Origin of the sequence: Pseudomonas sp. Z1-14, assembly GCF_051132005.1 — a bacterium.
Classification (GTDB): Bacteria; Pseudomonadota; Gammaproteobacteria; order Pseudomonadales; family Pseudomonadaceae; genus Aquipseudomonas.
Window position 1 is genome coordinate 4,326,334 of sequence record NZ_CP071646.1, and the last position, 21,420, is coordinate 4,347,753.

The 21,420-nt window shown below is 64.9% G+C and carries 3 protein-coding genes (1 of these 3 only partly in view); all 3 read right to left on the reverse strand.

Going from position 1 to position 21,420, the window contains the following annotated elements; translation table 11 throughout:
- Tightly spaced (each overlapping or abutting the next), the 3 genes in view from J3P89_RS19905 to J3P89_RS19915 form a layout consistent with a single transcriptional unit that may run on beyond the window.
- Nucleotides 1-3,207, reverse strand: coding sequence for a non-ribosomal peptide synthetase (locus J3P89_RS19905; protein WP_434695426.1), 3,207 nt, complete (start codon nucleotides 3,205-3,207; stop codon nucleotides 1-3).
- Complete coding sequence (locus tag J3P89_RS19910; protein ID WP_434695427.1) at nucleotides 3,204-16,781, reverse strand: non-ribosomal peptide synthase/polyketide synthase; 13,578 nt, start codon at nucleotides 16,779-16,781, stop codon at nucleotides 3,204-3,206. The genes J3P89_RS19905 and J3P89_RS19910 overlap by 4 nt, the downstream gene beginning before the upstream one ends.
- Nucleotides 16,781-21,420: the 3' end of a non-ribosomal peptide synthase/polyketide synthase gene (locus J3P89_RS19915; RefSeq protein WP_434695429.1), read on the reverse strand. Its footprint extends 7,789 nt past the window's final position; 4,640 of the gene's 12,429 nt are visible here — the last part of the coding sequence; the start codon falls outside the window, past its right edge; the stop codon is at nucleotides 16,781-16,783. The genes J3P89_RS19910 and J3P89_RS19915 overlap by 1 nt, the downstream gene beginning before the upstream one ends.

Sequence of the window (21,420 nt, forward strand, 5' to 3'; positions counted from 1 at the left end):
TCAGCGGCCTTGCGCAGCCTTGGCGGCTTGCAGCTGTTGAGCCTGTTCGGTCAGCCGGGCCTTTTCCTCGGGACTCAGCGCTTCCATGCGCAAACGCACCTGAGCGATTTTTTCCAGTTGCCCCGGACTGCCCTCCACCGCTCGCAAGGCCATGGCCAGGGACGCCACGGTCGGATGATCGAAGACCAGCCCAGGATGGATGTCGCACTGCAACAACTTGCGAATGCCGGCCACCAGCTTGATCACCAGCAGCGAATGGCCGCCGGCGGCGAAGAAGTCGCGCTCGATGCCCAATCGTTCAAGCCCAAGCAATTGCGCCATGCGCGCGGCCAGCAGTTGCTCCAGCGCATCGCGCGGCGCGGCATCCTCCTCATCGCTGATCACGACCGCCAACTGCTGCAACGCCTTGCGATCGATCTTGCCGTTGGCCAGCCGCGGGAAACGTTCGATCAGTTGCAGCTGCTGCGGCACCATCACGCCGGGCAGGCGCGCGCTCAGTTCGGCGCGCACGGCGTCGAGCACGCCCGAAGACAGGCCTTGCCGAGGCACGACAAATGCCAACAAGCCCTGCTCGCCGGGCAATACCAGCGCTTCGGCCACCTGCGATACACGTAGTAGCTCGGCCTCGATTTCCGCCAGTTCGATGCGGAACCCGCGCACCTTGACCTGTTGATCGCGGCGACCGTGCAACTGGATCCCGCCGTCCGGGCGATAACGCGCCAGGTCGCCGGTGCGGTACAGGCGCTGCGCCGGGTCGAACGGGCTCGGGATGAACGTCTGCTCGTCCGCCTTGGCATTCACGTAACCCCGGCACAACTGCGCACCGCCCAGGTACACCTCGCCCAGCACACCCACCGGCGCCAGGCGCCTGTCAGCGTCCAGCACGTAGACCTGGTTATTGCCCAGCACCTGGGTCAGCGCCGAACAGTCATCCGCAGCGCCGTCCAGTGCCAACCGATGGACCATCACCCCGACCGTGGCTTCGGTCGGCCCATAGTGGTTGAACACCCGGCAATCGCTGCGCAACCGGGCGATACGCTCGACCAGCGTTGGCGCAATCGGCTCGCCGCCAAGTACCAGGACGTGCGGCAGCGTCGCCTGCTCACTGTCGAGCAACGCCGCGAGGTGCGACGGCACGATTTTCAGGCAGTCGATCTGTTGTTCTCGCAGGAATCCGGCAAAGAGCGCGCCGTCCTGCATCTGTTCATCACTGGCCACATGCAAGGTCGCGCCATTGAACAACGCGCCAAACAGCGCCGTATTGCCCAGGTCCGCCGCCACGGTAGAGCTCAAAGCGACGTGTTTGCACTGGCTCAGCCCCAACGCCTGGCTGGCCTGGGCGGTGTAGTTGAGCAATTGCCGATGCTCGATCACCACGCCCTTGGGCACGCCGGTGGAACCTGAGGTGAACAGCACATAGGCAATGTCATTGCCCTTGGTCGTGAGGGCCGGCAACGGCGTGTTTGAAGAACGATCAAGCTCGGCGATTGCCAGCGCCTTGAACGGCTGCGCCTGCCAGGCAGGCAAATGTGTTGCATCGGTGAGCAACACAGCGGCACCGGCCTGCTCCAGCATCAACGCCTGACGGGCCTGGGGCCACTGGATATCCAGCGGCAGATAAGCCGCGCCGATGCGCCAGCTCGCCAGCATCGCGGTCACCAGTTCCGCCGAGCGCGGCAAGGCCAGGGCGACAATCGACCCTTCGCCCAGGCCTTGGTCCATGAGGCCCTGTGCGACGCGCTCGACCTGATCTTTCAGCTGACCGTAGCTCAGCGATTGACCAGCGTCGCTCAGGGCGATGGCGTCCGGCGCCTGCAGCGCCAGCTCGGCGATGCGCTGCGGCAGGTAACGGTTATCCACCAATGCCTGCATCGCCGGGTTGATCGCCCGCAAACGCTGCTCCTCGGCGTCGCCGAGCAAGTTGAGCTGCGCCAGTGGCGTGTGCGCAGCCACGAGGATCGAGGCCAGCAGCACCTCGTATTGTTCGAGCACGCTGCGGACCGCGGACTGCGAATAACCCGAGCGGGCGTAGCAGAGGTCGACCGCAACCAGTTGTTGGGTGTCGTCCAGTTGAATCTGCAGCAGCAGTTCGAACGCATCCCGCCCAGGCGAGGGCTCAGTCGCCCATGTCAGGCCAGCGTTGCTGCGAACAGGATTCGCCGGGGCAATCGCGAAGCCATAGGCCGGATACGCCGCCTCCGACGCCAGTTCCGGCGTCCAGTATTCCTGCCAGGTGCGATGGGTTTCGAGCCGCGTCGCCAGCTCCGCCAGCCACTCGCCGAACGGCGCGTCGGCGGGCAGTGGAACGCAAAGCGGCAGGTTCTTTTCGAACACGCCGAAGGCATTGGCGAAGTAGTCATAGTCGCCACGGCTGTCGTGGCGCACGCCGACCAGAGCTTGCTCAAGGCCACCCAGGCGTCCCAGCAGCACCCACCATGCGCCTTGCAGCAACGTCGCCAGCGGTTGGCCGAGCTGCTCGGCCAACCGTTGCAAGGCGTCGCGTCGGGCCGGCTCGAAGATCAGCGAAATCTGCGCATCGGCTGTTCCACCACCAGTGCGACGCGCAGCCAGCCACGGCGTGTCGATCGCCGTCTGCAGGCCGTGCAAATGCTGCTGCCAGTAATTTCTTGCAGTGCCGGCATCTTCATCCAGCACCACTTCGCTGCGCCACTCCAGGTACTGGGCAAACTCGCCGGGCGCTTCTTCCTCCGCCCCATCGCCGGCGTAAGCCTGCCGTAGCTGTTCAAGCAGCAGGTTCATCGACGGCGCATCAGCGCTGTGGCGGGCGACGCCCAGCAGCAATTGCCATTGCCGAGACGCCAGACGATAAAGCACCGCCTGGACGCTGGCCGATTCGCCAAGCACAAAAGCCCGGCCAAGCGTCTCGCTGATCTGCGCCCGGACTTCCTCGGCCGGTTGTTCGCTGGCCTGTATCGTCAGTGGGAAGCGTCCCGCATGGGCCATCTGACGCAAACCGTGGAAACCGCCGACCTTGGTCAGTCGCGCCAGCAACATCGGCTGCTGCGCCACCAGCGTGTCGAAGGCGACCTGCAATCGCTGCGGGTCGAGATCACCGTCAATGACCAGATTCCGCCAACGCAAGGCCTCGCCACAGGTCACCGTGCCCGACAGTTGCTCAAGTGCCCGTTGCTGTTCGGGCGTCAGGGCAAAACCCGCTTCCTGCGTGTCCATCGTCACCTCGTTCATGCTCCGCTTTCCTCGGTATTGAATGCGCCACGGACCGATCGCCCGGCGCCCGCTGGACGCTCCAGGCTGGCGTGGTCGTACATATCGCCCATGGCGACGACGATCTTGCGCGGCCCCTCGTAGGGGTCGCGGGCGTGGGCCACGAGCATGTTGTCCAACAGGATCACGTCACCTTTCTGCCAGTCGAAACGCACCGCGCAGGCTTCGTACAACTCACCGATACGCGCCATCACCTCGCCTTCGATCGGCGTGCCGTCGCCGTAGTACACGTGCCGGGGCATGCGCTCCAGGCCGTACATCGACAACAGGTCCTGGCGCACGTCCGGCTCCAGCCAATGGATGTGATGCAGTTGCACCTGGTTGAAGAAGGATTTTTCCCCGGTGATCGGGTGCGTGATGACCGCCGGCCCCGGCGTGCGGGTCTGCAGCTCATCGTTATCGAGCCAGCGCCACTGGATGCCGCCGGCCCGGCAGCGGGCCTCCACTTCACTACGATCTTCGGTCTTGAAGAAGTGCTGCCATGACACGTCGAGTTTGTCGGTGAAGGTACGCACGTACAGCAAACCCTTGTCTTCGAACTTCTCGCGAAGGTCCGTCGGCAGCTTTTCGTACATCAGGCGGCAATCCACCACCGGGGTCGCGCCGCCCACGGGTGCGGCCTGCTCGCAATAGAACATCTGCTTGCGCGGCCAGCGGTCCTGGTGGGAGCTCTCGTTGTGAAACAGGATCATCTTGCGTTCCGGGTACGGCGTGGACCGGTAGGTGTTCTTGCCGCCTTCCTTCTTCGGCAGGTCGCCGTACTGGCCGTACAGCCCCGGCTGGATCGCTTCGGCGAACGCTTCGAAGCCCTGGATACCGTCCAGTTCGAAGCCACGGAAGAGGATGCCGGCGTGCTCGGCCAGCTTCTGCTCGATCAACGGCCGGTTCTGCCGGATCCACTCGATGACGTCCAGGTGCGGCTCGCCGGGCTCCAGCATCAGCGGGAAACGCTGGGGCGCCGCCACCAGCGATTCGCGCACCAACGCCGGACGTGGCCGCGCGGCCGGGGTCGCCGAACGCTTGAGAAACTTGCCCAGTTTGTCGGCCTTGGGCCCCGGGACGTTGGCAGGCGTGGCGGCTGTCGCCACGTTGTCGACTGGCATGCTGATAGCTCCCAATTGAATGTCCTGATCAGCGACGATCTGTTCCAACAGGGCCGTCCAGGCCCGGATCAGGTACTGGACGCGCTCATGTCCGAACAAGCTTGTGGCAAATTGCCAATTACCGCGCAACTGCCCTTCTTCTTCGTCAACGAACAATGCCATGTCGAATTTAGAATGGTTCTGCAGCGCCGGCATGAACTCGACGCTCAAGCCGGCCATGGAACGCGTGCGCACCGGCACGTTGTTCATCACGAACAGCACCTGCAGCAACGGGTTCATGCCCTTGTGTCGCGGCACGCCCGAGGCCTCGACGATCTGGTCGAACGGCAGGTCCTGATGTTCCAGCGCGCCGAGCAGATGGTCCTGGGTCTGTGCCAGGAACCGGTTGAAGGCGACATCGGCGGCAAAGCGCGAACGCAACGGCAGGACGTTGACAAAGAAACCGATCAGGCGCTCCAGCTCGGGTTGTTCGCGCCCGGCCACGTCAGCGCCGACGACAAGATCCTGGGCGTCGCAGAGGCGATGCAACAACACCTGGAACGACGCCAGCAACGTGCTGTACAGCGTGACGCCGGCCGCGCTCGACACCCGGCGCAACGCCGCGCTCAGCCCGGCAGGCAGCTCGAACTGCAGCGCATCGCCCGCATAGGAGGCCGTCTGGCCGCGCGGGTTGTCCAAAGGCAAATCAAGACGCCCGTGGTAACCGTCGAGCCGCTGCTTCCAATAATCGCCCTGGCGCGCCAGCACGCCTTGGTCTTCCAGTGCCTGCTGCCACAAGGCGAAGTCATGGTACTGGACCTCCAGCGGCGCGAGCGGCATGGGCTCGCCGCGCAGGGACGCTTCGTAGATCTGCACCAGTTCATTGATCAACAGCCCCATCGACCAGCCATCGGAAATGATGTGGTGCATGGCGTACAACAACACGTGCTCGGTCGGCCCCAGGCGCAGGATCCGCCCGCGCAGCAGTGGCGCCTGCTCCAGGTCAATCGGGGTACTGGCGTTGTCCAGGATCGCCTGGGCCACTTGCTCTTGCCGGGTGCCGGGGGACAGGTCGGACAGATCGACCAGCGGGAAATCCAGCCGGACCTCATCGGCAATCAGCGCCAGCGGATCGCCTTCGTCATCCTGGACATACGCGGTGCGCAGCACGGCGTGACGGCGTGTCACTTCGGCAAAGCTGCTCATCAGCCGCTCGACCGACAACTCGCCGCACAACCGCAGCGCCATGGGCATGCCATAGGCGGAGGTGCCGCCGGCCAGCTGCTCGGCGATCCACAATCGTCGCTGCACCAGCGACAGCGGTGCCGATTGCCGTGGCCCATGGGCCTTGAGTCGGACCTGGCTGGAATCGCCGGCCCGCTCCGCGCCGTCGCCGGTCTCGCTCATCAGCGCCGCCAGTGCCTTGAGTTGCGGATGGTCGAACAAGTCGCGCAGGCTCAGCGGATAACGCGTCAGCTTGCGCAACCGGGAGATGGCCTGCGTCGCCAGCAAGGAGTGACCGCCGCGCTCGAAGAAATGGTCGTTGCGCCCGACCTGTTCCACTTCCAGCACTTCTTGCCAGATGCCGGCGATCCGGTGCTCCAGCTCGCTGGCCGGCGCCTCGTAACCGCCCTGCAAAGACCCGGTTTCGATGCTCGGCAAGGCCTTGCGGTCGAGCTTGCCGTTGGGGGTCAGTGGCAGGTGATCGAGGAACAGCCAGTGGGCCGGGATCATGTAGTCGGGCAGGTGCGCCTTGAGATTGGCCTTGAGTTGATCACGCAAAGTGTCCGCGTCGGTCGAGGCCGCCACGTAAGCCACCAACTGTTGGCCGCCCGGGCCGTCCTGGGCCAGGACGGCGACGTCGTTTACCTCGGCTTGCTGCAGCAGCCGCGCCTCGATTTCCCCCAGCTCGATGCGGAAGCCGCGGATCTTCACCTGATGGTCGAGTCGGCCCTGGTATTCGAGCACGCCATCGGCGCGATAGCGGCACAGGTCACCGGTGCGATACAGGCGTTCGCCGGTGGTCGAGAACGGGTTCGGCACGTACTTTTCGGCGGTCATCGCCGCGCGCCCGAGGTAACCCCGGGTGATGCCCGCGCCGCTCAGGTACAGCTCCGCCGAGACGCCTTGCGGCACCGGTTGCAGGTTGGCGTCGAGCAGGTAACTGGCGGTGTGCTTGAGCGGGCGACCAATGTTCGCCGTGCCGCCGGCGGTGCGGCGGGTCCAGGTGGAATAGGTGGTGTCTTCCGAGGGGCCGTACAGATCGTAGACATGCTCAACCCCCACACTTACCTGTGGGAGCGAGCCTGCTCGCGAAAGCGCTGGGTCAATCGATGATGGGGTGACTGACGGGACGCCTTCGCGAGCAGGCTCGCTCCCACAGGTGAGGTGTGATGGGTAGAGGGCATCCACCAGACTCTGCTTCAGCGGCTCTCCGGCCAAATTAATGATGCGCACGCTGTCCGGGATCTCGCCGCTGCGCTGCAACGCGGCGATCGCCGAAGGCACGGTGTTGATCAGGCGCACCTGATCGCGGGCCGGCAGGTGCGGCAGTTCCAGGGCGTTGCGGGCGATGATCAGCGAGCCGCCGTTGGCGAGGGTGACAAACAGCTCCCACACCGACAGGTCGAAGCACACCGAGGTGGAAGCCAGTACGCCCTGGATGTCGTCGCGGCTGTAGACGGATCTGGACCAGTCGATCAGCGCCAAGACGTTTCGGTGGGCGATGGCCACGCCCTTGGGTTTGCCGGTGGAGCCAGAGGTGTAGATGACGTAGGCGAGGTTGTCTGGGGTGACCGTTGTGCCCGGTGCGTTAAAGGGATATGAGCTCAACTCAATCCGGTCCAGCATCAGCACTTCGGTGCCAGCCGGAACCGTCAGCGTCTGCGCCACCGCCTGCTCGGTCAGCAACACCCGCGCACGGCTGTCCTCAAGCATGTAGGCCACGCGTTCGGCCGGATAATCCGGGTCCAGCGGCACGTACGCGCCACCGGCCTTGAGCACCGCCAGCAAGGCGATTAGCAATTGCTCGGAACGCGGCATCGCCACGCCCACCCGCACTTCCGGGCCGACGCCCAGTTCGATAAGCTTGTGGGCCAGGCGATTGGCGCGGCCGTCGAGTTCGCTGTAGCTCAGGCGCGTGTTGGCAAAGGTGACTGCCAATGCGTCAGGAGTGGACTGCGCCTGGCGGGCGATCAGTTGGTGGATGCACAGGTCCTGTTCGAACGGCGCATCGACCGGATTCCAGTCATGGGTCAAACGCTGATGCTCATCGAACTCCAGCATCGACAGTTCACCGAGGCAGCGCTCGCCATTGGCGCTCATCTGCCCGAGCAACTGCGCCAGATGCGCCGCCAGCCGCTCAACCGTAGCGGCCGAGAAGCTCGCTCGTTGATAACTCATGTGCACCGACAACTGCCGCTCCAACCCCACCAGCAGCGTCAACGGATAGTTGGTCTGCTCCTGGGTCACTGGCGAACCAAAACGCAAACCGTCCGGCGCGCCCTGTTCCAACGCCTGGGCAATCGGGTAGTTCTCGAACACCAGCAGGCTGTCGAACAGCGCGTCGCCGCCCTGCCCGGCCCAGCGCTGGATGTCCAGCAACGCGGTGTGCTCGAACTCGCGCAAGGCCAGGTTCTGCGCCTGCACCGCTTGCAGCCAGCTGGCCAAGGTCTGCTCGGCCCGAGGGCTGGCGATCACTGGCAAGGTGTTGATGAACAGACCGATCTGCTGCTCGATGCCGGGCAAGTCCGCCGGACGCCCGGCCACGGTTGCGCCGAAAGCCACGGTGGTTTTTCCGGTGTAGCGCTGCAACAGCAGCAGCCACGCCGCTTGCACCAGGGTGTTGACGGTAACTTTAGAGGCGCGGGCGAAAGCTTCCAGGCGGCGGGTCAACGCTTCGTCCAGCACGTGGACGTGATCGCCGTAACCGCTGCCCATCTCGGCCGGTTTAGCCACCGCATCGGCCAGTCGTGTTGGCGCCTCCAGCTGTTGCAGCGCCGGTTTCCAGAACGCTTCGCTGGCCGCCGCGTCCTGGCGTTGCAGCCAGGCGATGTAGTCGCGGTAGCGGCTGCCGGACACGGCAACGGGTTGACCGCTGTAGCGTTGCAGCACTTCGCCGAGCAACTGCGAATTGCTCCAGCCGTCCATCAGGATGTGATGGCTGGTATAGATCAAGTGATAACGCTCCTGCGCCACGCGCACCACCACCAACCGCAACAACGGCGCCGCATCGAGGGCAAAACCTTGCTCGCGCTGGGCCGTTGCGAGGGTGTTCAGGTGCTCAGGCAGGTCAGCCTGCGTACGTGCGTCATGCAGCTGTAACGCGACCGCTACGCGCTTGTGCACCACCTGCAATGCACGCTTGAAATCACCCTCCCAGACAAAACCGCTGCGCAGCACGTCGTGGGTGTCGGTCGCCGCTTGCCAGGCCTGGCGGAAGCGCTCGACGTCCAGCCCTTCGACATCCACGCGCATCTGGTTGATGTAGTGGCCGGCCTGCTGCTCGTACAGCGTGTGGAACAGCATGCCCTGCTGCATCGGTGACAGCGGATAGATGTCCTCCACGTCGCGCGCCACCAGCGGCAAGGCGTCCAACTGTTGCTGTTGCAATCCGGCCAGGGGGAAGTCCGACGGCGTGAACCCGTGGTGCCGCGGCTCGCAACAGTGGTCGATCAACGCCTGCAATTCCCCAGCGTAATCCTCGGCCAGCGCCTGGATCGTCGCTTCATCGAACATTTGCGAGCTGAACGTCCAGTCGATGCTCAACTCGCCGGCATAGACGCTGCCGTTGAGCGTCAGCCAGTTGTCCAGCGGCGCCAACGGACTCTGCGCCGCGCCCGCCGATTCGCTGGCCGGGACAAACAGGCCGTCGGCGTCGTCGGCAAAGCCGCTGTCGAACTGGCCCAGGTAGTTGAATGTGATGCGCGGCACGGGCAGCTCCGCGAGGGTTCGCCGCGTCGGTTCATCGCCCAGGTAACGCAACACGCCGAAGCCGAGCCCTTTGTCTGGGATCGCCCGCAGTTGCTCCTTGATGACCTTGATCGAGCCTTCGGTGGTGGCCGTCGGGCTCAGGCGCACCGGGAACAGGCTGGTGAACCAACCGACGCTGCGGCTCAGGTCGACATCTTCGAACAGCGCCTCGCGGCCATGGCCCTCCAGCTGAATCAAGGTCGAGGCCTGGGAAGTCCAGCGGCCGATCACCCGGGCCAGCGCGGTCAGCAGCAGGTCGTTGACCTGGGTGCGATAAGCCGCCGGCGCTTGCTGCAGCAGGCGTCGCGTCTGGTCCTTGTCCAGCCGCGTCTGGACCTGGGTCGCGTAGCACCTGCGCAAATCGCCCCCTGGGCGGTCGCAAGGCAAGTCATGACCGGCGCCTTGCAGTTGCTCTTGCCAATACTTCAACTGGGACTGCAACGTCGCGCTGCCGGCATGCGCCTGCAACCGTTGCGCCCAGGTCTGCGCAGCCGTGGTCTTGGCCGGCAACGCTGGCGTCTGGCCGGCCTGCAACTGCTCGTACGCCTGTTGCAGGTCCTCCAGCAGTACACGCCAGGACACGCCGTCCACCACCAGGTGATGGATCACCAGCAGCAGTCGCTGGCTGCCGTCGGCCAGGCTCGCCAGCACTCCGCGCAGCAGCGCGCCATCTTGCAGGTCGAGGCTGGGTTGGGCTTGTTCGGCCAGGCGTTCAAGGGCCGGCGCATCGGCCACCTCGGCGGTCCACAACAGCGGCGAGCGTTGCCAGAGCGTGCGCTGTTCGGCCAGGGTAGTGTGGCGAGCGGTCCAGGTGCCTGCCTCGCAGACGAAGGCCAGGCGCAACGCATCGTGATGCTCGACCAGAGCCTGCAAGGCCTGCTCCAGATGCGCGGCATCCACGGCGCGCAAGCTCTTGAGCAACACCGACTGGTTCCAATGATGAGGCTCGGCCATGGCCTGTTCGAAAAACAACTGCTGGAACGGCAGCAATACCGTCTGCCCGATCACCGGGCCCTGATCGATGACCGGCCCGTTGTCACCGGTCGTTGCCACCCCGGCGAGGCCCTGGATGGTCTGGTGCAGGAACAGGTCCTTGGGACTGAAATGAATCCCGGCCTGACGGGCGCGACTCACCACCTGGATGGAAATGATCGAATCGCCGCCCAGCTCGAAGAAATTGTCGGTCCGCCCTACGCGTTCGCGCCCGAGCACGCTTTGCCAGATCGCGGCCAAAGTGTTTTCCACGGCGGTGACCGGGGCACTGTAGCTCTTCGGGCTGGCGCTCGGATCGGCCTTCGGCAGAGCCTTGCGCTCAAGCTTGCCGTTGGGGCTGACCGGCATTTTCTCCAGCCACACCCAGTGTTGCGGCACCATGTAGTCGGGCAAGGACTGACTCAGATGTTCCCTGAGGCGCACTTGCAGCGCCTGGCGAACGGCGTCATCGGCGACCAGCAGCTCGGCGCGCGCCGGCACCACGTACGCCACCAGCAACGTGCCGTCCTGGGCCAGGACCACGGTTTCGCGTACCGCCTCGTGTTCGGCCAGACGCGCTTCGATTTCGCCCAACTCGATGCGCAAGCCACGGATTTTCACTTGATGGTCCATTCGGCCGGCGTATTCGATCACGCCATCGGCCCGATAACGCGCCAGGTCGCCGGTGCGATACAAGCGCTGACCAGCGCCGAACGGCGCGGTGACGAACCGTTCGGCGGTCAACGCCGCGCGCCGATGGTAACCGCGCGCCAGCCCTTCGCCCGCCAGGTACAGCTCGCCGATCACCCCGACCGGCACCGGCGACAGCTCATCGTCGAGAATGTAGGTGCCGAGGTTGGCGATCGGCTGTCCGATCGGCACGCTGTCGCGGCCCTCCTCGACGCAGGTCCAGTGGGTCACGTCGATGGCCGCCTCGGTCGGGCCGTAGAGGTTGTACAGGCTGGCGTTCGGCAGTTTGGCGAACACCTGCTGCTGGGCATCCACCGGCAGCGCTTCACCGCTGCAGACGATCCGCTTGAGGCTGGTACATTCGGCCACGCGCGGGTCCTGCACGAACGCCTGGAGCATCGACGGTACGAAGTGCAGCGTGGTGATGCGCTGCGCCGTGATCAGCTCGATCAGTTGCGCCGGGTCGCGATGGGCCCCCGGCGCGGCCACCACCAGCGTCGAGCCGGTCAGCAGCGGCCAGAAGAATTCCCACACCGACACGTCGAAACTGAACGGCGTTTTCTGCAACACACTGTCAGTCGCATCGAGGCCATAGGCCTGCTGCATCCAACACAGCCGGTTGACCAGGGCGCAATGGCGATTGCCCGCACCCTTGGGCTTGCCGGTGGAACCGGAGGTATAGATGACATAGGCCAGGTTTTCGCCGTGCACCTTGACGTCGGGATTCTCCTCACAACCGGCATGCGACTCCTCAGCGGGCAGGTCCAGTAGCAGACTGCGCAGTCCTTGCGGAATCGGCAAAGCATCAAGCAGGTGTTGCTGGGTCAGCAGCAGACCGATGCCGCTGTCTTCGAACATATAGGCCAGGCGATCCTGCGGGTACTCAGGGTCCAACGGCACGTAGGCGCCACCGGCCTTGAGGATCGCCAACAGCCCGAGCACCATCTCCACCGAACGTTCCACGGCGATGCCCACCAGCACATCGGGGCCGACGCCCAGGTCGATCAAGCGATGGGCCAGGCGGTTGGCCCGGGCGTTGAGTTCGCGGTAGCTCAGGCGCTGCTCGCCGAAGACCAGCGCAGGCGCATCCGGGGTCCGGCGCACCTGCTCCTCGATCAGCGCCTGGACGCTGCGGTCGAGCGGGTATTGCCGCGCCGTCGCGTTCCAGTCGATGAGCATGTGTCGACGCTCGTCCTCGTCCAGCAGCGACCATTGCGCCACCGGGCGGTGCAGGTCCTGCACCAGGCTGCGCAACAGGTTGAGCCAATGCGCGGCCATGCGTTCGATGGTCGCCGGCTCGAACAGGTCGATGGCGTAGGTCAGGGCAGCGTGCAGGCTCTGGGGACTTTCGACGGTGTCCAGGCTCAGGTCGAATTGCGCGGTGCGCTGCGTCCAGCCTACGGGTTCGACGTCGAGCCCCGGCAAGGCCTTGGCAAACACCGAGGCGGTTTCGTTGCGGTGGTTGAACATCGCCTGGAACAGCGGGCTGTGGCTCAGGTTGCGCTGCGGCTGCAGGGCATCTACCAGTTGCTCGAAGGGCAGGTCCTGGTGCATCTGCGCGGCCATGGCCGTCTGCTTGAGCTGTTGCAGCAAAGCGGCGCCGGTCAGGTCGCCGGAGAACTCGCTGCGCAGGACCTGGGTGTTGACGAAGAACCCGATCAAGCGCTCGGTTTCCAGTCGCTGGCGGTTGGCGATCGGCACGCCGACGCGGATGTCGGCCTGGCCGCTGTAGCGATGCAGCAATGCCTGGAACGAGCCGAGCAACAGCACGAACAGCGTGACGTTTTCTTGCCGGGCCAGGGCCTTGAGGTCATCGCTCAAGGCGCGATCCAGCACGATCGGCAGGCGTGCCCCGCGCAGGCTTTGTTGCGCTGGGCGCGGGTGGTCGGTGGGCAGTTCCAGCAGCGGCTGTTCGCCGCCCAGTTGCGCCGACCAGTAGGCCAGTTGGCGGTCGCGCTCACCGGCCGCCATCCATTGCCGCTGCCAGACCGCGTAGTCGGCGTATTGCACCGCCAATGGCGGCAGTTGTGCCGGTTGACCCTGGATGAAAGCCGAGTACAGGCTCATCAGGTCATCGACCATCACCTGCAACGACCAGCCGTCGGAGACTATGTGATGCAGCGTCAGCACCAGCAGGTGATCCTCCTCGGCCACTTCCAACAGCGCCACGCGCAGCAGCGCGTCATTCAGCAGATCGAACGGGCGTTGCGTCTGCTGTTCGAGGAAGGCCTGGATATCACGCCCTTCCAGACGCTGCTCGATATAGTCGACTTCGCCCTGCTCACAAATGACCTGGCCAGTGCGTCCATCCTCTTCCACGAATGCGGTGCGCAAGCTTTCGTGGCGCTGGACCAGTGCGGCAAAGCTCTTGCGCAGCGCGCCCTTGTCCAATGCGCCGCGCATCCGCAGCGCGGTCGGTATGTTGTAGGCGGCACCGTCGGGGTCCATTTTCCAGAGGAACCACTGGCGCTCCTGGGCAAAGGACAACGGCAGCGGCGCGTCGCGAGGCACCGGCGTCATGGCCGGGGCCTGTTCGCCTGTCGTGGTTTCGAAGGCGGCGACAAACGCCTGCAACGTGCTGTGTTCGAACAGGCTGCGCAGCGGCACCTCGATGCCGAGCACCCGACGGACCCGCGAGACCACCTGGGTCACCAGCAGCGAATGCCCGCCCAGTTCGAAGAAATGGTCTTCCAGCCCCACGCGTTCAAGCTTGAGCACGTCTTGCCAGATTGCCGCGACCTGTTGCTCGACCTCGCTGCGCGGCGCCACGTAGGCCTGCTGCAAATCGCTGGCCTCGGGCGCCGGCAAGGCCTTGCGATCGATCTTGCCGTTGGGCGTCAGCGGCAGTTGCGCCAGGAACAACAGGTGCGCCGGCACCATGTATTCCGGCAACTGCGCCTTGAGGGCCGCCTTGAGTGCGGTGCGCAACGGCGCGTCCGGCTCCCGCACTGCGCCGCTGGCGGGCACCACGTAGGCCACCAATTGCGCGCCGGTCGGGCCTTCGTGGGCGACCACCACGGTTTCGCGCACGCGGTCCTGGGCCAGCAGCGCGGCTTCGATTTCCCCCAGCTCGATACGCAGGCCGCGGATCTTCACCTGATGGTCGATCCGGCCGAGGTACTCGACCACGCCTTCGGCGCGATAACGGCACAGGTCGCCGGTGCGGTACAGGCGCTCGCCCGTGGCGGAAAACGGGTCCGGCACGAAGCGTTCGGCGGTCAGCGCCGGACGCTGGAAATAACCACGGGCCAGGCCGGCGCCCCCGATCAGCAGCTCTCCCGGCGCACCGGGCGGGTTGAGGGTCAGGTCGCTGCCGACGATGTACAGCGCGGTGTTGTCCAGCGGTTTACCGAGGAACGGACGGTCGCGCTCCGGGCTCAGCGGATGCAGCGCCGACCAGATGGTGGTTTCGGTCGGGCCGTAGAGGTTCCAGACGTTCGGCGAGAGCGCCAGCAAGCGCTGCGCCAGTTCCAGCGGCAACGCTTCGCCGCCGCAGAGGAAGGTCCGCCCGGCCAGCAGCGAAGCCTGCTCATGATCGAGCAACATGCGCCAGCTCGACGGCGTCGCTTGCAGCACGCTGACAGCGTGTTGTTCGATCAGCGCCAGCACCGCTTGCGGGTCCTGGTGCACGTTCTGGCCGGTCAGCACCACGCCGGCCCCGGCTGACAGAGGTCCGTAGATTTCCAGGCCGAAAATATCGAAAGAGAACGTCGTCAATGACAACATGCGGTCGCCAGGCACGAGACCCGGCTCGGCGATCATGCTGTGGATGAAATTGCTCAGGGCGCCATGGCGCACCATCACGCCCTTGGGCTTGCCGGTGGAACCGGAGGTGTAGATGACGTAGGCCAGGTGTTCGCCAGTCAGCGGCACCACCGGGCAGGTTTGCGGGGCTGCTTGCATTGCGGCGTCCGGCTGGTCCAGCAACAGAGTCCGAAGACTTGGCGGGATCGGCAAGCGCGCCTGCAAACGGGCCTGGGTCAGCAGCAGTCCGATGCCGCTGTCCTCGATCATGTAGGCCAGGCGATCCTCGGGGTACGCCGGATCCAGCGGCACATAAGCGGCGCCGGCCTTGAGGATTGCCAGCAGGCCGACAATCATCTCGACGCTGCGCTCGACCGCGATGCCCACCAACTGGCCGGGCATCACGCCCAGGTCGATCAGGCGATGGGCCAGTTGGTTGGCGCGCGCGTCCAGTTGTGCGTAGCTCAAGGCCTGGTCGTCGATGGTCAGCGCCAGCGCCTCGGGGTTGCGGCGCACCTGTTCGGTGATGCGCTGGTGCACGCAAACGGCTTCGTCAGTGTGGTCGGCGACCCGCAGCCATTGCTGCTGCGTGAGTTGCTGTTGCGCCGGGTCGAGCAGCGGCAGTTCGCCGATACGCTGACGTGGCGCATCGACGATGCCGTGCAGCAGGTTCTGCCAGTGCCCGGCCAGGCGCTCGATCGTCTGCGCGTCGAACAGGTCGGTGGCGTAGGTCAGTTCCGCAGCGATGCCCTGCTCGGTTTCATAGGTGCCCAGGGTCAAGTCGAACTGGGCAGTACGCCCTTCCCATACCAGATCCTCGACCCGCAGCTGCGGCAGGTGCATCTGCCGGCTTCGAGTGGCGTCGGCGTTCTGGTGGTTGAACATGACTTGGAAGATCGGGCTGTGGCTGAGGCTGCGCTCAGGTTGCAGGGCCTCGATCAATTGCTCGAATGGCAAGTCCTGATGGGCCTGGGCCGCCATGGCCGATTGCTTGACCTGGGCGAGCAACTGATCAAACGGCAGTTGCCCATCAACGTCGGCACTGAGTACCTGGGTGTTGACGAAAAAACCGATCAGCCCTTCGGTCTCGACCCGGTTGCGGTTGGCCGTCGGCACGCCCACGCGGATCTGCGGTTGCCCGCTGTAGCGGTGCAGGAGCGCATGAAACGAGGCCAGCAAGACCATGAACAGGCTGGCGCCTTCACGCTGGGCCAGCTGCTTGAGCGCGGTGGCCAGTTCCGTGCTCAGGGACAAATCCAGGCGCGCGCCACGAAAGCTCTGCACCGGGGGGCGCGGATGATCGAACGGCAGTTCCAGCACCGGTTGTTCGCCACCGAGGGTCTGGACCCAATAGGCCAATTGCCGCTCACGCTCACCAGCCTCCAGCCAGTGCCGTTGCCAAATGGCGTAGTCGGCGTATTGCACCGGCAGGTCCGGCAAGGCCAGCGGCTGGCCGCCGATGTCGGCGGCGTAGTGCCGGACCAGTTCATCCACCAGCACCTGCATCGACCAGCCATCGGCAATGATGTGGTGCTGGATGAGCACCAGGACATGGTCGTCTTCGGCAATTTTCAACAGCGAAACCCGCAGCAACGGCCCTTGGCGCAGATCGAACGGACGCGCGGTTTGACCTTCGACGCACGCCTTGATGCGTTCGTCCTGGCTGACCGTAGAACCGGCGGGCAGCGCCTCGACCGCGATGCTCAAGGGCATATGCTGATGAATGATCTGCACGGTTTGCTCGCCGTGCTCGGCGAACGTGGTGCGCAAGCTTTCGTGGCGCTCGACCACGGCATTGAAGCTGCGCTCCAGCGCCGGCACGTCCAGTTGCCCTTTGAGGCGCAAGGCGCTGGGGATGTGGTAAGCCGAGCTGTGGCGGTCCATCTGCCAGAGGAACCACTGGCGCTCCTGGGCGTAGGACAGCGGGACATGTTCAAACCCGGAACGCACCTCGGGAATCGGCAGGTTGGCCGGCGAGACGCCCTCTTCCAGCATCTTTTCCAGGTACAGCCGGCGTTTGTCCAGCGGCAGAGTGATAAAGCGCTTGGCAACCCTCAAAGCAACACTCTTGTCCATCAGACTTCCTCCATTTCATCAAGCAGGGCGTCCAGCTTGTTCAGTTTCTGTTCGTTGATCGGCCCGTCGCCGCTGTCGAGTCGGGCGACGAAATCCTTCAGGACGGGGTGCTGGAATAACAGCTGCGGGGTCAGGCTCAACCCCAGTTCGAGAGCCATGCGCGAAACGGCGGTGACCGCCAGCAACGAGTGGCCGCCCAGCTCGAAGAAGTGATCGTGCAGGCCCACGCGCTCGACGGTGAGCACCTGGGCCCAGATCGCTGCGACTTGCTGTTCAAGGTCGCTGACCGGTGCTTCGTAAGCGTTTTGTGAGCGCCCGGCCTCGATGCCCGGCAATGCCTTGCGGTCGAGCTTGCCGTTGGGGGTCAGTGGCAGGTGGTCGAGGAACAGCCAGTGGGCCGGGATCATGTAGTCCGGCAGGTGTGCCTTGAGCGGGTCGCGCAGCGTTTTAGCGTCCTGCTGCAGCGCCGGGGCAACCACGTAAGCCACCAACTGCTGGCCGCCGGGACCTTCCTGGGCCAGCACGGCGACGTCATTTACCTCGGCTTGCTGCAGCAGCCGCGCCTCGATTTCCCCCAGCTCGATGCGAAAGCCGCGGATCTTCACCTGATGGTCGAGTCGGCCCTGGTATTCGAGCACGCCATCGGCGCGATAGCGGCACAGGTCGCCGGTGCGATACAGGCGTTCGCCGGTGGTCGAGAACGGGTTCGGCACGTATTTCTCGGCGGTCATCGCCGCGCGCCCGAGATAACCCCGGGTGATGCCCGCGCCGCTCAGGTACAGCTCCGCCGAGGCGCCTTGCGGCACCGGTTGCAGGTTGGCGTCCAGCAGGTAGCTGGCGGTGTGCTTGAGCGCACGGCCGATGTTTGCCGTACCGCCGGCGGTGCGGCGGGTCCAGGTGGAATAAGTCGTGTCTTCCGAGGGGCCATACAGATCGTAGACATGCTCAACCCCCACACCTACCTGTGGGAGCGAGCCTGCTCGCGAAGGCGTCCTATCAGCCAGCCCATCATTGATTGACCCAGCGCTTTCGCGAGCAGGCTCGCTCCCACAGGTTTTGGGTGTCGGGTAGAGGGCATCCACCAGGCTCTGCTTCAGCGGCTCACCGGCCAAATTAATGATGCGCACGCTGTCCGGGATCTCGCCGCTGCGCTGCAACGCGGCGATCGCCGAAGGTACGCTGTTGATCAGGCGTACCTGATCGCGGGCCGGCAGGTGCGGCAGTTCCAGGGCGTTGCGGGCGATGATCAGCGAACCGCCGTTGGCAAGGGTGACAAACAGCTCCCACACCGACAGGTCGAAGCACACCGAGGTCGATGCCAGGACGCCCTGGATATCGTCGCGACTGTAGACGGTTCTGGACCAGTCGATTAGCGCCAGCACATTGCGGTGGGCGATGGCCACGCCCTTGGGTTTGCCGGTGGAGCCAGAGGTGTAGATGACGTAGGCGAGGTTGTCTGGGGTGACCGTTGTGCCCGGTGCGTTAAAGGGATATGAGCTCAACTCAATCCGGTCCAGCATCAGCACTTCCGTGCCAGCCGGAACCGTCAGCGTCTGCGCCACCGCCTGCTCGGTCAATAACACCCGCGCCCGGCTGTCCTCAAGCATGTAGGCCACGCGTTCGGCCGGGTAATCCGGGTCCAGCGGCACGTACGCGCCACCGGCCTTGAGCACCGCCAGCAAGGCGATCAGCAACTGCTCGGAACGCGGCATCGCCACGCCCACCCGCACTTCCGGGCCGACGCCCAGTTCGATGAGCTTGTGGGCCAGGCGATTGGCGCGGCCGTCGAGTTCGCTGTAGCTCAGCCGCGTGTTGGCGAAGGTGACCGCCAATGCGTCAGGAGTGGATTGCGCCTGGCGGGCGATCAGTTGGTGGATGCACAGGTCTTGTTCGAACGGCGCATCGACCGGGTTCCAGTCATGGGTCAAACGCTGATGCTCATCGAATTCCAGCATCGACAATTCACCCAGGCAGCGCTCGCCATTGGCGCTCATCTGTCCAAGCAACTGCCCCAGATGCGCCGCCAGGCGCTCAACCGTATCCGGAGCAAAACTCGCCCGCTGATAACTCATGTGCACTGACAACTGCCGCTCCAACCCCACCAGCAGCGTCAACGGATAGTTGGTCTGCTCCTGAGTCACCGGCGAACCAAAGCGCAAACCGTCCGGCGCGCCCTGTTCCAACGCCTGGGCAATCGGGTAGTTCTCGAACACCAGCAGGCTGTCGAACAGCGCGTCGCCGCCCTGCCCGGCCCAGCGCTGGATATCCAGCAACGCGGTGTGCTCGAACTCGCGCAAGGCGAGGTTCTGCGCCTGCACCGCTTGCAGCCAGCTGGCCAAGGTCTGCTCGGCCCGAGGGCTGGCGATCACTGGCAAGGTGTTGATGAACAGACCGATCTGCTGCTCGATGCCGGGCAAGTCCGCCGGACGCCCGGCCACGGTTGCGCCGAAAGCCACGGTGGTTTTTCCGGTGTAGCGCTGCAACAGCAGCAGCCACGCCGCTTGCACCAGGGTGTTGACGGTGACTTTCGAAGCACGGGCGAAGGCTTCCAGGCGGCGAGTCAACGCTTCGTCCAGCACGTGGACGTGATCGCCGTAAACGCTGCCCATCTCGGCCGGTTTAGCCACCGCATCGGCCAATCGCGTCGGCGCCTCCAGCTGTTGCAGCGCCGGTTTCCAGAACGCTTCGCTGGCCGCCGCGTCCTGGCGTTGCAGCCAGGCGATGTAGTCGCGGTAGCGGCTGCCGGACACGGCGACGGATTGACCGCTGTAGCGTTGCAGCACTTCGCCGAGCAACTGCGAATTGCTCCAGCCGTCCATCAGGATGTGATGGTGGCTGTAGATCAGGTGATAACGCTGCTCGTCGAGGCGCACGATCATCAGGCGTATCAGCGCCGACGCGCTCAGGTCCAGTTGCTCGCGTTCGGCATCGGCCAGGGCCTGCAAGGCCTGGTCAGGCAACGGATCGCTGCGCAGATCCTGCACGCTGTAAGGCAGCTCCAGGTATTTGCTGACCACCTGCACCGGCGCCGGCAAATCCCCTTGCCAGACGAACCGCGTGCGCAGGATGTCGTGGGCGTCCACCGCCGCTTGCCAGGCCTGGCGGAAGCGCTCGACGTCCAGCCCTTCCACGTCCAGGCGCAATTGGTTGATGTAGTCGCCGGTGGCGTCGCCATACACGCCGTGGAACAGCATGCCTTGCTGCATCGGCGACAACGGATACAGGTCGACAACCTGCGCCATCGGCAGCGCCAGCCCGTCCAGTTGCTGCTGGCTCAGGCTCGCCAGCGGGAAGTCCGATGGCGTCACGCCGTGATGTCCGCCCTGGCAGCAATGCTCGATGAGCTGCTGTAACTCAAGCGCATACTCGTCGGCCAAGGCCTGGATGGTCGCCTCGTTGAACTGCTCGCGGCTGAAGGTCCAGCCCAGGTTCAGTTCGCCATTGAACACCTGGCCGTTCAACGCCAGCACATTCGACAACGGTGCTTCAGCGTCCAGCTCATCGCCGGCCGCTTCGTTGGCCGGCACGAACAAGGCGCCGTCGGCTGCATCGAAGCTGGCGTCGAACTGGCCCAGGTAGTTGAAGGTCACGCCTGGCGTCGGCAGCCGCGCCAGACTTGCCCGCGTAGCGTCATCCGCCAGATGCGCCAAGGCACCAAAACCGAGGCCTTTGTCCGGGATCGCCCGCAGTTGTTCCTTGATCTGCTTGAGGCTATCCCCAAGATCGGCCTGCGGCGTGAGTCGGGCCGGGTACAGGCTGGTAAACCAGCCGACGGTGCGGGTCAGGTCGACGTCGTCGAACAGCGCTTCGCGGCCGTGGCCTTCGAGCTGGATCAGCGCACTGTCGGCGCCGGTCCAGCGCACCATGACCCGCGCCAAAGCCGTCAGCAGCAAGTCGTTGACCTGGGTGCGATAGGCCTTGGGCGCGTCTTGCAGCAGTTGTCGGGTCAGAGCGGCGTTCAGTCGCGTACGCACCGTCAGCGCAAGGCGGTTCTGCTGGCCGCCCTGTGGATGATCCATCGGCAAGCGCGCATCGATGCCTTCGAGCTGGGCCTGCCAGAAGGCCAGTTGCTGCTGCAGCGCCGGGTTGCGGGCATGGTCTTGCAGGCGCTCGGCCCAGACCTGCGCTGAGGTGGTTTTGTCCGGTAGCTGCAACGCTGCGCCGCTGGACAGCTGTCGGTAGGCGCGTTGCAGATCCTCGAACAGAATGCGCCACGACACGCCATCAACCACCAGATGATGCACCGCCAGCAACAGGCGCTGGCTGCCATCGCCCAAGGTCGCCAGTACCGCCCGCAGCAGCGGCCCGTCTTGCAGATCGAGGCTGCGTTGGGCTTCGTTGGCGATGCTTTGCAAGGCCGAGGCATCAGGTGCGTCCACGGTCCAGAGCAGGTCTTCGCAGTGAACGTCCGCAGGACGGTAAGCCGCCTTCCAGCCTTCGCCCTGCTCCGTGAAGCTCAAGCGCAGGCCATCGTGATGCAGCACCAGCGCGCTCAGCGCCTGGTTCAGAGTCGACGCCTCCAGAGGCTCGGTCGGCTTGAGCAGCACCGCCTGGTTCCAGTGATGACGCTGCGGCACCGCTTGCTCGAAGAACACTCGTTGCACCGGCAGCAGCGCCAGCTCACCCGTCACCGGGCCCT

Coding starts and splice junctions, on each gene's coding strand:
- J3P89_RS19910 (WP_434695427.1), bottom strand. CDS start 16,781: ATGGACAAGAGTGTTGCTTTGAGGGTTGCCAAGCGCTTTATCACTCTG.
- J3P89_RS19905 (WP_434695426.1), bottom strand. CDS start 3,207: ATGAACGAGGTGACGATGGACACGCAGGAAGCGGGTTTTGCCCTGACG.